Genomic DNA, 13,836 nt, shown 5'->3' with positions numbered 1-13,836 from the left:
CCGCTCCGGCCCGCGCTCCCAGATGGGAAGCCGGCCCAGCCGCCGGAAGGCGGTCCGCACCGCCCGGCGCGGAAATCCGCGGCCCACCGGCGGTGCCCGTCGTGTCCACGCGCCCGAAGCGCGCGGAAATCTTCCCCCTCCGGGCCCGTTTCGCCGGGGCCCCGTTTCCGGGCCCGGCCGTTCAGGCCCCGGGCTTCGGGTCCCGCGCCCCGACGTGGCCCCTCAAACCCCTTCGAGCCCGGTTTCCCCCCGCCGCACCGCGGCCAGGGCCTCGGACAAGCGGATCAGCCGCTGCTGCGCGGCGGGATCGTTGCTCGCGATCAGGTCGCGCTCCGCGGCCTGCCGATCCTCGACCAGCGCGGCCTCTCCTCGCAGCAGGGCGTAGAAATGCCACCAGCCCCGCAGCGCCTCCGCCGGCTGGGCGTCGGCGCGGGCGGCCTCGGGCAGGCCGGTGCCGCGCGTCGCCCAGGCGAAAGCATCTCCGTGGCCAGCGGCGTGCAGGTGGTTCAGCAAGGCGGCGGAGTCAAGCGAATGTGAGGCGACGTCGCGGTCACCCTGCCCATGGCTGCCGTGCCAGGACAGCATCGCGCTCCGCAGCTGCGAGCAGCCGCCTTCGGGCAGTTCCAGCAGGGCGCAGGCTTCCTCCACCTCCTCCAGGATCCAGGGATGCGCGAGGGTGATGGCCAGCAGGCAGCGCGCCTGTTCCAGCCGGGTGCTTTCGCCGTCGATGGTGCGGCGCTCGATGCGCGGCGGTGGGGGACCGAAGCCGCGGCGACGGCCGCCCTCACCGAAGCGCTGGCCGCCGCCTTCGCCGAAACGCTGGCCGCCCCCTTTGAAGGCGCCGCCGTTGCCGCCGCCGTTGCGGGCCGGGCGGCTGCTTTCAAAGAAGCGGTCCAGCAGCGCCTTGCGGTATTCCGCGGCCAGCGCCCTGTCGGGGATACGGCCGGCGCGCTCCACCAGCTCGTTGCGCAGGGCGGCGCGGCTTTCGGGGGTGGTGCGCGGCGCGGTGCCGGCCAGGATATCGTAGAGCGCCTCGTGCAGCGGACGGGCGGCGTCCAGCACGGCCTGGAAGGCGGGCGGGCCGCCCTTGCTGACCAGCGTGTCGGGGTCCTCGCCGCCCGTCAGCGTGGCGAAGCGCAGGGTGCGGTCGGGGGCCAGCAACGGCAGCGCCACCTCCGCCGCGCGGGCGGCGGCGCGCTGCCCGGCGGGGTCGCCGTCGAAGCACAGCACCGGCTCGGGCGAAACGCGCCACATCTCGCCCAGTTGGTCTTCCGTCAGCGCCGTACCCAAGGGGGCCACGGCGCCGCCGAACCCCGCCTGGTGCAGGGCGATGACGTCCATGTAGCCCTCGACGGCAATCAGCGTCGCCTTGCCGCGGAACACCGCTTCCCGCGCCATGTCCAGGCCGAACAGCACGCGGCGCTTGGAGAAGAGCTCGGTTTCCGGGCCGTTCAGGTATTTGGGCTGCCCGTCCCCCAGGATGCGCCCGCCGAAGGAGACGGTGCGGCCGCGCTTGTCGCGGATGGGGAACATCACGCGGTTGAAGAAGAAGTCGGACCAGCCCTCGCCGCGCTCGTTGGGCTTGGTCAGCCCGGCCTCGGCCAGCCGCGCCGGCTCGATGCCCAGCGGGGAAAGGTCGGCGGCCAGGGCACCGCGGCCGCCACCGGACCAGCCCAGGCGGAAGCGGGCGATGGTGTCCTCCGTCAGCCCGCGCCGCAGCAGGTAGTCCAGGGCCGGGCGGCCCTCGGGGGTGCGCAGGCGGCGTTCCATCGCCTCCGCCGCGGCGTCCAGCACGTCGTGCAGGTCGCGGGCGCGCTGTTCGCGCTCGACCTGGCGAGGGCTTTCCTTGGGGACCTCCAGCCCGGCCTCGCCGGCCAGGCGCTCCACCGCCTCGCGGAAGGGGCTGCCCTCCGTCTGCATCACGAAGCTCAGCGCGTCGCCATGCGCGCCGCAGCCGAAGCAGTGGTAGTGGTCGTCGTAGACGTAGAAGGAGGGCGACTTCTCGTTGTGGAAGGGGCAGCAGCCCTTCCACTGCCGCCCGTTGCGCGCCAGCTTGACCTTGCGCCCCACCAGCGGCGGCAGCGGCGTCCGGGCGCGCAACTCGTCCAGGAAGTTCGGCGGCAAGGGCATGGCAGTACCCAGGTTAGCCCGGCGCAGCCCGCCCGGCGATGACGGGTTGCGTCTGGGTTTGCTGACGTTGGCCAGGGGCGCTGCCCCTGGGCCCCAGGGCAAAGGCGAAGCCTTTGTCCCGAGCCGGGGAATTTAAACTCCCCGGACCCCACTTTGAGTGCCTCCGGCGGGGGCGGGTTGGACAGTGCTGTCCATCCTGGCTGCCGTCGGCCATCCCGCCCCCGCCGGAGGCACTCATGAGGTCGAAGAGCCTAAGCTCCTCGCGGGGGATCCAAGGGGGCAGAGCCCCCTTGGCCGACGCCCGAACACTCCGGGCGCAACCTCGTCAGCCGCCCAGGCGGGCCTTCACCAGGGGGCCGACCTTGGCCATGTCCAGCGTCGCGGCGTGCTTGGCCTTCAGGGCGGCCATGACCTTGCCCATGTCCTTGATCGAGGTGGCGCCGGTTTCCGCCACGGCGGCGTCCACGGCGGCGGCGGTGGCGGCCTCGTCCATCTGCTGTGGCAGGAAGGACTCGATCACGGCGATCTCGGCCTCTTCCTTCTCGGCCAGTTCGGGGCGGTTGCCCTGGCGGTACATCTCGACGCTCTCGCGCCGGCTCTTGGCCATGCCGCGCAGCATGGCAACGATCTGCTCGTCCGGCACCTTGTCCACGCCCGAGGGACGGGCGGCGATGTCGGTGTCCTTGAGCTTGGCCAGGATCATCCGCAGCGCGGAGGTGCGGGGGGCGGTGCCGGCCAGCATGGAGCTCTTCAGCTCGGCGGTGAAACGGGTGCGGAGGTCCATGACAGGGGCTCGTTTCCGGCAGTTGGGAAATTTTTTCCCAAGGTCACCCGGAAACCCTGGTGGACTTGGGAACTCTCTTCCCACATAAACACCATCATGCGGTCCGTGGAAGAGATCATCGCGCAGGCCGGCGGCGCCGAGGCCGTGGCCGGCCGCTGCGGCGTGGGGCAGGAAGCCGTGCGCAAGTGGCGGCAGGCTCGCGCCATTCCCGCCAAGCACTGGCCTGCCCTGGTGGCGGCCACCGGACTGGGCTTCGCCGAGATGCCCGGCGCCGCCACCCCCATCCCGGAGAGCCCGATGCCCGACGCCACCCCCGCTGCGAACCCCGCCGACGCGGTGCCCCCCGGCGCCACCGCCTGCGTGGTGCTGGCCGACGGCACGGTGTTCTGGGGCCGCGGCTTCGGGGCAGCGGCCACCACGGTGGGCGAAATCTGTTTCAACACCTCCCTGACCGGCTACCAGGAGGTGATGACCGATCCCTCCTATGCCGGGCAGATCATCACCTTCACCTTCCCGCATATCGGCAATGTCGGCGCCAACCCTGAGGATATCGAGGCGACGACGCCGGCGGCGCGCGGCCTGATCACCAAGCAGGACGTGACCGAGCCCTCCTCCTGGCGGGCGACGCGGCACTTCGACGACTGGCTGAAGTCGCACGGCGTGCCGGGCATCGCCGGGCTGGACACCCGGGCGCTGACCATCCGCATCCGTGACGGCGGCGCCCCCAACGGGGTGATCTGCCACGCGCCCGACGGCGTGTTCGACCTGCCCGCCCTGCGCGCCCAGGCCGCCGGCTGGCCGGGGCTAGAAGGGATGGACCTGGCCAAGGAGGTTTCCACCCGCCAGTCCTACCGCTGGGAAGAAGGGCTCTGGAGCTGGGGCGAGGGCCACGCCGCCAACCCGCCCAAGCGGCACAAGGTCGTGGCGGTGGATTACGGCGCCAAGCGCAACATCCTGCGCTGCCTGGCCGATGCCGGCTGCGACGTAACCGTGGTGCCGGCCGACGCCTCCGCCGAGGATATCCTGCGCCACCAGCCCGACGGCGTGTTCCTGAGCAACGGCCCCGGCGACCCGGCGGCCACGGCGGAATACGCAGTGCCGGCGATCCGCGGTGTGCTGGAGCGCGAGGTGCCGGTGTTCGGCATCTGCCTGGGCCACCAGCTGCTGGCGCTGGCGCTGGGGGCCAAGACCTTCAAGCTCGACCGCGGCCATCGCGGTGGCAACCAGCCGGTCAAGGACCTCGCCACCGGCAAGGTGGAGATCACCTCGCAGAATCACGGCTTCGCGGTGGACGACAAGTCGCTGCCGGAGGGCGTGACGGTGACCCACGTGTCGCTGTTCGACGGCTCCAACGAGGGCATCGCCTGCGAGGGCAAGCGCGCCTTTTCCGTGCAGTACCACCCGGAAGCCTCGCCCGGCCCCAGCGACAGCCACCACCTGTTCCATCGTTTCACCGGGATGATGGACCGGAGCAAGGCGTGAGCGAAACGCGGTTGCCGCCGGGCCGCGGGCGCCCCGGCAGCGCGGGCGCGGCCCGGCCCGGGCCCGCCGCGGCGCGCGGCCAGGGCCTGCCGCGCTGGCGCCGCTGGCTGCGCGGGCTGCTGCTGCTGGGCGTGCTGGCGGTGCTGTGGTGGCCGCCGGTGCGGGTGGATTGCGACGATCCCGTGTGGCGCGATGCCAGCCCGGAGGGCGACGCCGCCGTGCTGCTCTGCGCCCGCACGCCGAACTTCGTCAGCCCCAACGTCGCCCCCGCCGGCAGCGAGGGCGAGGCCCCGCCGGTGGACACGGCGGCGCTGCGCGGCTGGATCTCCCTCCGCGACGCGCGCGACCTGGTGGCGGGGGTGGTGGATCTCGGCCGCGTGGGCGATGCCCCCGGCCCGGTGCGCTGGACCGCCGACGCGGCCGTGCTGCCGGGGCGGGCGGAGTTCGCGCGCCCGGCGGACACCGCCCTGCCGCTGGCCTTCCTGCGCGACCGGCTGTGGAAATGGCGCGCCCTGCTGGGCTTCGTGGCGCCCGATGAGGCCTTCCGCTGATGCCGCGCGCTGTTCCGGCCGCGCGCCGTTTCCGGAATCAGGGAGGCTCCCGATGAACCCGCTCTTCGGCCCCGAGGTCGCCTTCCTGGTGCTGCCGCCGCTGGTCTGCCTGGGCGTCAGCCTGCTGCTGCGCGTGCTGCTGCGCCGCTACACGGACTGGCGGCACCCCGGCGCTTCGGGCGTGCTGATCTCGCTGGCGGCCACGGCGGTGCTGATCTTCGCCCTGCGCGACTACGGGCCGCCGAGCTTTCCGGTGAACGGCCCGATCGAGGCCTTCTACATCGCCATCCTGTTCCACATCCCGCCCGTCGCCTGGCTCACCTGGCGCGCGACCCTGCACAGCTGATCCCGGCCCGCCGCCCCGTTTCGAGCGAGACACCATGCCCAAGCGCACCGACATCCAGTCCATCATGATCATCGGCGCCGGCCCCATCGTGATCGGGCAGGCCTGCGAGTTCGACTATTCCGGCGCCCAGGCCTGCAAGGCGCTGCGCGCCGAGGGCTACCGGGTGATCCTGGTGAACTCCAACCCCGCCACCATCATGACCGACCCGAGCCTGGCGGACGCGACCTACATCGAGCCGATCACGGTCGAGGTGGTGGAGAAGATCATAGCCAAGGAGCGGCCGGACGCGATCCTGCCGACCATGGGCGGGCAAACCGCGCTGAACACCGCGCTGAAGCTGGCCGAGGCCGGCGTGCTGGCGAAATACGGCTGCGAGCTGATCGGCGCCAAGGCGGAGGTGATCGACAAGGCCGAGGACCGGCTGAAGTTCCGCGACGCGATGAGCAAGATCGGCATCGAGAGCCCGCGCTCCGCCATCGCGCACACCATGCAGGAAGCCTGGGCGGGGATGGAGCAGGTCAAGCTGCCCTGCGTCATCCGCCCCTCCTTCACGCTGGGGGGCACCGGCGGCGGCATCGCCTACAACAAGGAGGAGTTCGAGCAGATCGTCTCCTCCGGCCTCGCGGCCTCCATGACCACGGAGGTGCTGATCGAGGAGAGTGTGCTGGGCTGGAAGGAGTACGAGATGGAGGTGGTCCGCGACAGCGCGGACAACTGCATCATCGTGTGCTCCATCGAGAACCTGGACCCGATGGGCATCCACACGGGTGATTCCGTGACGGTGGCGCCGGCGCTGACGCTGACCGACAAGGAATACCAGCGGATGCGCGACGCCTCGATCGCCTGCCTGCGGGAGATCGGCGTCGACACCGGCGGCTCCAACGTGCAGTTCGGCATCAACCCCGCCGACGGCCGCATGGTGGTGATCGAGATGAACCCGCGCGTGTCGCGCTCCTCGGCGCTGGCCTCCAAGGCCACCGGCTTCCCGATCGCCAAGATCGCCGCCAAGCTGGCCGTCGGCTACACGCTGGACGAGCTGGCCAACGACATCACCAAGACCACGCCGGCGGCCTTCGAGCCGACCATCGACTACGTGGTGGTGAAGATCCCGCGCTTCACCTTCGAGAAGTTCCCCGGCACCCCCGCGACGCTGACCACCTCCATGAAGTCGGTGGGCGAGGCCATGGCGATCGGCCGCTCCTTCGCCGAGGCCCTGCAGAAGGGGCTGCGCTCGCTGGAGACGGGGCTGACCGGGCTGGACGACATCCCCGCCCCCGGCGACGGCTCGCGCGAAGCCTACGTGGCCGCCCTTTCCACCCCCTCCCCCGACCGTTCGCTGGTGGTGGCGCAGGCGCTGCGCGCCGGCCTGGGCATCGAGGAGATCCACGCGGCCTGCCGCTTCGACCCGTGGTTCCTGCGCGAGATCGAGCGCATCGTCCGCGCCGAGGAAGGCGTGCGGGCGAAGGGGCTGCCGCGCGACGCCACGGCGCTGCGCGGCCTCAAGGCGCTGGGCTTCTCCGACCGCCGCCTGGCGACCCTCGCCGGGGTGGAGGAAGCCGCCGTGGCCGCGCTGCGCGAGGAGCTGGGCGTGCGCGCGGTGTTCAAGCGCATCGACACCTGCGCCGCCGAGTTCGGCTCCGACACGCCCTACATGTACTCGACCTACGAGGGCGGCTTCGGCGTCCCGGAATGCGAGAGCCGGCCGACCGACCGCCAGAAGATCGTGATCCTCGGCGGCGGCCCGAATCGCATCGGCCAGGGCATCGAGTTCGACTACTGCTGCGTGCACGCTGCCTACGCGCTGCGCGAGGCCGGGTTCGAGACCATCATGGTCAACTGCAACCCCGAAACCGTCAGCACGGACTACGACACCTCCGACCGGCTGTACTTCGAGCCGCTGACGGCGGAGGACGTGATCGCCCTGGTGCGGGTGGAGCAGAGCCGCGGCGAGGTGCTGGGCTGCATCGTGCAGTACGGCGGGCAAACGCCGCTGAAGCTGAGCCAAGCGCTGAACAAGGCCGGCATCCCCATCCTGGGCACCTCGGCGGAGGCGATCGACATCGCCGAGGACCGCGAGCGCTTCCAGCACCTGCTGCACGGCCTCGGCCTGAAGCAGCCGCGCAACGGCACCGCCCGCACGCTGGAGGAAGCCGCGGTGGAGGCCGAACGCATCGGCTACCCCGTCGTGGTGCGCCCCTCCTACGTGCTGGGCGGCCGCGCCATGGAGATCGCGTATGACCGGGCGCAGCTGATGCGCTTCGGGGCGGAGGCGGTGAAGGTGTCGGGCGAGAACCCGATCCTGATCGACCAGTACCTGTCCGCCGCCATCGAGGTGGACGTGGACTGCATCGCCGACAGCGACGGCGCCGTCTACGTCGCGGGCGTCATGGAGCACATCGAGGAAGCCGGCATCCATTCCGGCGACAGCGCCTGTTCCCTGCCGCCCTACTCGCTCTCCCCCGCGGTGATCACCGAGCTCAAGGCCGAGACCGAGGCGATGGCCAAGGCGCTCAAGGTGCGCGGGCTGATGAACGTGCAGTACGCGGTCAAGGACAACGAGATCTTCGTCCTCGAGGTGAACCCGCGCGCCTCCCGCACCGTGCCCTTCGTGGCCAAGGCCACGGGGGTGCCGGTGGCCAAGATCGGCGCCCGCGTCATGGCCGGCGCCAAGCTTTCCGAGTTCCGCCTGGACGACGACGCCGTGGCGCCGCATGTCGCGGTCAAGGAAGCCGTCTTCCCCTTCTCCCGCTTCCCCGGCGTGGACGTGCTGCTGGGCCCGGAGATGAAGTCCACCGGCGAGGTGATGGGCCTCGACCATTCCTTCGAGCGCGCCTTCCTGAAGTCGCAGATGGGCGCGGGGGTAAAGCTGCCGGAACGCGGCACCGCCTTTATCTCCGTGCGCGACGGCGACAAGGCGGCCGCCGTGTCGCTGGGGCGGCGGCTGGCGGAGATGGGCTTCTCGCTGATGGCCACCCGCGGCACCGCCGCCCGGCTGCGCGAGGCCGGGCTGGAGGTCGCGGTGGTGAACAAGGTGCTGGAAGGCCGCCCCAACTGCGTGGACAGCATCAAGTCCGGCGCCATCGACCTGGTGATCAACACCTCCGGCACCGGGCGTTCCGTGTCGGACAGTTTCGAGATCCGCCGCGGCGCCCTGACCCAGGGGGTGCCGCACTACACCACCATCGCGGGTGCAAGGGCCGCCGTGCACGCCATCGCGGCGCTGCGGGCCGGCACGCTTGATGTGGCCCCGCTCCAGTCCTATTTTGTCCCTTCGTTCTGAGCATTCCGCCCGCTGAGCGGGCGAAGTGCAACGGGGCGGGTCCCGAACCGGGGCCCGCCCCTTTCAGTTGTATCCGGCGCCGCGCCGGCTTCCCGCCCACTCTCCGGGAGGCTGCCGCGGTTGCGTCGCGTTCTAGGGAAGGTGGACGCCCGTGCAGAAGTTACCCATCACCGCCGAAGGGCTGGCCCGGCTCGAGGACGAGCTGCGGGTGCTGCGTTCCGAGGAACGTCCCGCCGTGATCCGCGCCATCGCCGAAGCCCGCGCCCATGGCGACCTGTCCGAGAATGCCGAGTACCACGCCGCCCGCGAGCGCCAGTCCTTTATCGAGGGCCGCATCGCCGAGCTGGAATCCATCATCCCCTCCTCCGAGGTGATCGACGTTTCCAAGATGGCCGGCGACCAGGTGCGCTTCGGCGCCCGCGTCACCATCGTCGACGAGGAGTCGGACGAGGAGAAGACCTACCGCATCATCGGCGCCTACGAGGCCGACATGAAGAACGGGTCGATCTCCATCTCCTCCCCCCTCGCCCGCGCCCTGATCGGCAAGAGCGTCGGCGACAGTGTCGAAGTCCCCGCCCCCGGCGGCGCCCGCTCGGTCGAGATCACCGCGGTCGCGTTCTGAACACGGATGCCTCGGGGGTGTTCCCCCGGGGTGGTGGAGGGTTTGCGCGGGTGGCTCACGAGGGGGCTCTGCCCCCTCGTGAGCCACCCGCCAGGAACCTGATGTTCCTGGACCTCCCATTCGTAAAACTACGGCGCTGGTGGATGGGGTGTGCCCCACGACGCGGCTTCGCCGTCGTGGGGCACACCCCATCCACCAGCGCCAACTCACGGCGGGACACCGGGGACCTCCTAGGTCCCCGGCGGGGGCGTGGGGGCAGAGCCCCCACGGGCCACCCGCGCAACACATCACCACCGCAAGGGAATCCCCGGCATCATGTCCGACGTGACCGCGCCGCTTCGCCCCGTGACGCTGGCCCAGGTGCGGGCCGCGGCGGAGCGAATTGCGGGCACGGTGCTGCGGACGCCGCTGGTGGCCTCGCACGCCGTGTCGCGGGTGGCGGGGGCGGAGGTGCTGCTCAAGCTGGACAACCTGCATCCCACGGGCGCCTTCAAGGAACGCGGCGCGGCCAACCGCATGGCGCTGCTGAGCGCGCGCGAGCGGGAAGCCGGCGTAATCGCCATGAGCGCGGGCAACCACGCCCAGGCGGTGGCGCGGCACGCGCACCTGCTGGGCGTCGTTGCCACCATCGTGATGCCGCGCTTCACCCCTGCCACCAAGGTGGTGCGGACGGAAAGCTGGGGCGCGCGGGTGGTGCTGCACGGGGAAACCCTGGCCGAGGCGGCGGCGCACGCGCACGGGCTGGCGCTGCGCGAGGGGCTGGTCTTCGTGCACCCCTACGACGACCCCGAGGTGGTGGCCGGCCAGGGCACCCTGGCGCTGGAAATCCTGGAGGACGCGCCCGACCTGGACGCGTTGGTGATCCCCACGGGCGGCGGCGGGCTGGTGGCCGGCTGCGCCGCGGTGGTCTCGGCGCTGCGCCCGGGGATGCCGGTCTTCGGCGTGGAGGTCGAGGGCTACCCGGCCATGGCGCAGCGCCTGGCCGGGCAGCCGGTGGCCGTGGGCGGCCCCACCATCGCCGAGGGCATCGCCGTGCGCGACGTGGGCGAGCTGCCGGCGGCCATGCTGCAGCAGCTCGGCACGGAAGTGCTGGTGGTGCCGGAACGCGCGGTGGAGCGCGCCATCGTGCTGCTGGCCGAGGGCGCCAAGGTGGTGGCCGAGGGCGCCGGCGCCGCCGGGCTGGCCGCCATCCTGGCCTTTCCCGAACGCTTCGCCGGCAAGCGCGTGGCCACCCCCGTCTGCGGCGGCAACATCGACCCGCGCATCCTGGCCAACGTGCTGCTGCGCGAGATGCTGCGCGACGGGCGCATCCTGCGCCTGCACCTCGACATCCCCGACCGCCCCGGCGTGCTGGCCGACATCTCCACCCGCGTCGCCTCCGTCGGCGGCAACGTGATCGAGGTGAGCCATCGCCGCCTCTTCGCCGCGCCCTCCGTGCAGACGGCGGAGCTGGAGCTGATGGTGGAGGTGCGCGACACCGCCCAGGGCAACGCCATCGTCGCGGCGCTGGAAGCGGGGAGCTACGTGGTGCGCCGGGGCTGATCAGCCGCCTCCGGCGCGGCCCAAGGCGGCGGGCCGGCAGGGGCACTGCGGCCGCCACGCGCGAAGCGGCGCAGCAAGGCGTCCGGGGGCTGGGCGGGGTCGGGCCGCGGCATGGCCGGTGCTAGGCGGCGCCTTCGCCGCGGATCGGCACCCCCACCGCGTCCTTGGCGGTGCGGATCACCTGCAGGGTCTGCACCCGCAAAACGGTGTCGGCGCCGGTGAGGCGGGAGGTCAGGGCGTTCTCATGCGCGGTGTCGCGGGCCACCAGGCGCAACAGGAAGTCACCGCCGCCGCGGATCATGTGGCACTCCCGCACCTCCGGCCAGGCGGTCACCATGCGTTCGAAGGCTTCCAGCACCGCGAGCTTCTGGGTTTCCAGCCCCACCAGCGCGAAGAAGGTGATCTCCCAGCCCAGCGCCGCCGGCTCCACCTCGGCGTGGTAGCCGCGCACCACCCCGGCCTCCTCCAGCCGGCGGACGCGGCGCAGGCAGGGCGGGGCGCTGAGGCCGACGCGGCGGGCCAGCTCCACATTGGTCATGCGGCCGTCGTTCTGGAGCTCGTCGAGGATCAGCAGATCGGTCGCGTCCAGCTCGGTCGCGTCGTTGGACATAGGGTTCGTTGCCCGTGGTGGCGTTGCGGCGCAATATCCTTGCATGCGCCGTGCCGTCCAGCCCAGGCGTCGCGCCATCCCTCTCGGCTTTGGGTTGCGACGCGCGCAGGGCTGACCGATATGCTGCGCGTAGCCGGCGACTCGCAGGAAGAACTCGTGCCCGAAACCCATCGCACCCGCATGCTTATCCTTGGCGCCGGCCCGGCCGGCTACACGGCGGCGATCTACGCCGCGCGGGCCGGGCTGAAGCCGCTGCTCGTGTCGGGGCTGCAGCCGGGCGGGCAGCTGACCATCACCACCGAGGTGGAGAACTACCCGGGCTTCGCCGACCCCATCCAGGGGCCCTGGCTGATGGAGCAGATGCACGCCCAGGCCGCGCATGTCGGCACCACCATCATCGCCGACACCATCACGCAGGTGGACCTGTCCCGCCGGCCCTTCCGCTGCGAGGCCGACTCGGGCGACACCTTTCTGGCCGACTGCCTGGTGGTGGCCACGGGCGCGCAGGCCAAGTGGCTGGGCATCCCCGGGGAGCGCGAGCTGTCCGGCTTCGGCGTGTCCGCCTGCGCCACCTGCGACGGCTTCTTTTTCCGCGGCCGCAACGTCGCGGTGATCGGCGGCGGCAACACCGCGGTGGAGGAAGCGCTCTACCTATCGGGGCTGGCGGCGCAGGTCACGCTGATCCACCGCCGCGACAGCTTCCGCGCCGAGAAGATCCTGCAGGACCGCCTCTTCGCCAAGCCCAACATCCGCGTGCTGTGGGACACGGTGGTGGAGGAGGTGCTGTCCGACCCGTCCGGCCGCGTGCCGGTGGCCCGCGCCCTGGCGCTGCGCCACGCCCGCACCGGCGAACGTTCGGAACTGGCGGTGGACGGCGTCTTCGTGGCGATCGGCCATGCCCCGGCCACCGCGCTGTTTGCCGGGCAGCTGGCCACCGACGAATCCGGCTACCTGCTGACCGACCCCGGCAGCACGCGGACCTCCGTGCCGGGGGTCTTCGCCGCCGGCGACGTGCAGGACCACATCTACCGCCAGGCCGTCACCGCCGCGGGCTCCGGCTGCATGGCGGCGCTGGATGCCGAGAAATGGCTGGCGGGCATCCCCGAGGATGCCCCCGCCCCCGCCGCCTACACCTGACGCGCGCGACCCGGACCGAGGAACAGATATGCCGCTCGATTGGGACAAGCTGCGGGTTTTCCATGCCGTGGCCGAGGCCGGGTCCTTCACCCATGCCGGCGAGTCGTTGAACCTCAGCCAATCCGCCGTGTCACGGCAGATTCAGGCACTGGAGGAAGCGCTGGCGGTGCCGCTGTTCCACCGCCACGCCCGCGGACTGATCCTGACCGAGCAGGGCGAGACGCTGAACCGAACGGTGCGCGAGGTCTTCGCCAAGCTGGCGATGACCGAAACGCTGCTGACGGAAAGCCGCGAACGCGCCGCCGGCCGCCTCAAGGTCACCACCGCCACCGGCTTCGGCGCGCTGTGGTTGGCGCCCCGGCTGAACCGCTTCCTGGAAAAGCATCCCGACGTCACCATCACGCTGCTGCTGGACGACACGGAGCTGGACCTGGCGATGCGCGAGGCGGACGTGGCCATCCGCATGCACCCGCCGCGGCAGCCGGACCTGATCCAGCGCCACGTCGCGACCTTCGGCTGGAAGGTGGTGGCCTCGGCCGACTACCTGAAATCGGCCGGCACGCCCAAGCGGGCGGAGGAGCTGGATAGCCACCGCCTCGTCACCTACGGCGATTATCACCCGCCCGTCGAGGACATCAACTGGCTGACCGAGGCCGGCCGCCGCCCCGGCAGCCCACGCCGCGCGGCGGTGGAGGTGAACAGCCTGCCGGCCATGCTGCGGGCAGTGCGCTCCGGCCTCGGGCTGGCGGCGCTGCCGGACTACATGGACGAGGACATCGCCGACCTCGTCCCCGTGCTGCCGGACCTGAAGACGCCCAAGATCGAGGCCTTCTTCGTGTACCCGGAAGAAATGCGCCACTCCAAGCGCGTGGCCGTGTTCCGCGACTTCCTGGTCACCGAACTGGCCCGCCTGCAGGCCTGACATCCCGCACCGGCCTCGTCGGTGGCCGGTTGCGCCTGGGTTGGCTGGCCGTGGCCAAGGGGGCTCTGCCCCCTTGGAGCCCCCGCGAGGAGCTTAGGCTCCTCGACCTTATGAGTGCCTCCGGCGGGGGCGGGTCAGGACACCGTTACCCGGATGACCAACCTTTGCCATCCCGCCCCCGCCGGAGGCACTCAACGCGGGGTCCGGGGAGTTCGTAACTCCCCGGCTCGGGACAAAGGCTTCGCCTTTGCCCTGGGGTCCAGGGGCAGCGCCCCCTGGCCGACGCCCAAGCTATCCAGGACCAACTGACCCGGCCAGGCTGAGCGACCGGGTCGGCCCGTGACGACGAGCCGGAGCGCTGGACGTGAAAAAGGGGGCTTTCGCCCCCTTTTCTGCGGTTCAACCGCGGGTCATGCCCCCCGGAGGGGGC

Annotated in this window: 11 protein-coding genes; 8 read left to right on the top strand and 3 right to left on the bottom strand. The window is 71.6% G+C overall.

The annotated features are described in order from the left end of the window. Positions 1-222: 222 nt before the first annotated feature. Both dnaG and ACLIBK_RS04790 read right to left on the bottom strand, forming a co-directional pair. Complete coding sequence (dnaG, locus tag ACLIBK_RS04795) at positions 223-2,130, bottom strand: DNA primase (protein ID WP_415386086.1); 1,908 nt, start codon at positions 2,128-2,130, stop codon at positions 223-225. 325 nt (positions 2,131-2,455) lie between these two features. Then, entirely contained in the window at positions 2,456-2,914 is a 459-nt protein-coding gene (locus ACLIBK_RS04790; RefSeq protein ID WP_415386085.1) for a GatB/YqeY domain-containing protein, read from the bottom strand. Between the two features lie 96 nt (positions 2,915-3,010). Between ACLIBK_RS04790 and carA the strand changes: the two genes are divergently transcribed. From carA to ACLIBK_RS04760, 6 genes are all read left to right on the top strand, one after another. Beyond that, complete coding sequence (gene carA / locus ACLIBK_RS04785; protein WP_415386084.1) at positions 3,011-4,396, top strand: glutamine-hydrolyzing carbamoyl-phosphate synthase small subunit; 1,386 nt, start codon at positions 3,011-3,013, stop codon at positions 4,394-4,396. Then, positions 4,393-4,947, top strand: coding sequence for a hypothetical protein (locus tag ACLIBK_RS04780; RefSeq protein WP_415386083.1), 555 nt, complete (start codon positions 4,393-4,395; stop codon positions 4,945-4,947). Before carA ends, ACLIBK_RS04780 begins: the two co-directional genes overlap by 4 nt. A 52-nt stretch (positions 4,948-4,999) precedes the next feature. Further along, positions 5,000-5,293, top strand: a complete 294-nt coding sequence (locus tag ACLIBK_RS04775; protein WP_415386082.1) for a hypothetical protein — start codon at positions 5,000-5,002, stop codon at positions 5,291-5,293. Positions 5,294-5,327: 34 nt separating this feature from the next. Then, complete coding sequence (gene carB, locus ACLIBK_RS04770; protein WP_415386081.1) at positions 5,328-8,573, top strand: carbamoyl-phosphate synthase large subunit; 3,246 nt, start codon at positions 5,328-5,330, stop codon at positions 8,571-8,573. 151 nt (positions 8,574-8,724) lie between these two features. Next, a complete protein-coding gene (gene greA / locus ACLIBK_RS04765) occupies positions 8,725-9,195 on the top strand; it encodes a transcription elongation factor GreA (protein WP_415386080.1) in 471 nt (156 codons plus the stop codon). 315 nt (positions 9,196-9,510) lie between these two features. Beyond that, on the top strand, positions 9,511-10,737 hold the full coding sequence (locus ACLIBK_RS04760; protein WP_415386079.1) for a threonine ammonia-lyase: 1,227 nt from the start codon (positions 9,511-9,513) through the stop codon (positions 10,735-10,737). A 121-nt stretch (positions 10,738-10,858) separates the two neighbouring features. On the opposite strand, the gene ACLIBK_RS04755 is transcribed toward ACLIBK_RS04760, so the two are convergent. Continuing rightward, a complete protein-coding gene (locus ACLIBK_RS04755; protein WP_415386078.1) occupies positions 10,859-11,347 on the bottom strand; it encodes an Lrp/AsnC family transcriptional regulator in 489 nt (162 codons plus the stop codon). 120 nt (positions 11,348-11,467) lie between these two features. Between ACLIBK_RS04755 and trxB the strand changes: the two genes are divergently transcribed. Together trxB and ACLIBK_RS04745 are read left to right on the top strand one after the other, a co-directional pair. Further along, on the top strand, positions 11,468-12,484 hold the full coding sequence (gene trxB, locus ACLIBK_RS04750; protein ID WP_415386077.1) for a thioredoxin-disulfide reductase: 1,017 nt from the start codon (positions 11,468-11,470) through the stop codon (positions 12,482-12,484). A gap of 28 nt (positions 12,485-12,512) precedes the next feature. Next, the gene (locus tag ACLIBK_RS04745; RefSeq protein ID WP_415386076.1) at positions 12,513-13,406 is read left to right on the top strand and encodes a LysR family transcriptional regulator; all 894 of its coding nucleotides are present in this window, start codon (positions 12,513-12,515) and stop codon (positions 13,404-13,406) included. Positions 13,407-13,836: the final 430 nt, after the last annotated feature.

It is taken from the genome of Roseomonas sp. BN140053 (assembly GCF_047690175.1).
Lineage (GTDB): Bacteria > Pseudomonadota > Alphaproteobacteria > Acetobacterales > Acetobacteraceae > Roseomonas.
Note: the sequence above shows the minus strand (reverse complement) of the source record. Positions and strands in the feature narration are given on the sequence as shown.